Origin of the sequence: Paraburkholderia sp. RL18-085-BIA-A (assembly GCF_046027075.1) — a bacterium.
Classification (GTDB): Bacteria; Pseudomonadota; Gammaproteobacteria; order Burkholderiales; family Burkholderiaceae; genus Paraburkholderia.
Map to the genome: position 1 here is coordinate 1 of NZ_JARESU010000580.1, position 536 is coordinate 536.

At 58.0% G+C, this 536-nt stretch carries 1 protein-coding gene; it reads right to left on the bottom strand.

Going from position 1 to position 536, the window contains the following annotated elements:
• Positions 1-536 (bottom strand): histidine kinase dimerization/phospho-acceptor domain-containing protein (locus P0D89_RS53935; RefSeq protein WP_408379818.1); only part of this gene is annotated, 536 nt, incomplete at both ends.

Genomic DNA, 536 nt, shown 5'->3' on the forward strand with positions numbered 1-536 from the left:
GCATGCGCAAGCGCGTTCGATACCAGGTTGCTGAGGGCGCGTCGAAGCATCGACGGATCGGCGCGAACCTGGGTCGCGCCGTCGATGGCGAAATGGACGCCCTTGTTCTCGGCCACTCCTTCAAAATACGAGGTGAGCCTTGCGAACTCTTCATGGCAATCGAGTACGTCCGGCCGAAGCAGTTCCTTTGAATGGTCTGCTCGCGCGAGGAACAGCATGGTCTCGATCATCCGTTGAAGGCGCTGGCATTCTTCGATGTTCGAGTCGATCAGTGCTTCGTACTCCTCGGTGGATCGCTCACGCGAAAGAGTGATTTCCGATGCGCTGATCATGTTGGCGAGCGGAGTGCGCATATCGTGCGCCAGATCGGACGAGAACTGCGAGAGTTGCGCAAATGCACGTTGAAGCCTGTCGAGCATCCGGTTCACCGGCCCCGCGATGTCATGAAGTTCGACGGGTCCGCAGCCAATATCGAGGCGCTCACCAAGATTGTGGGCTTCAATGCGCGAAATTCGATGGCCGATGGTTTTGACCGG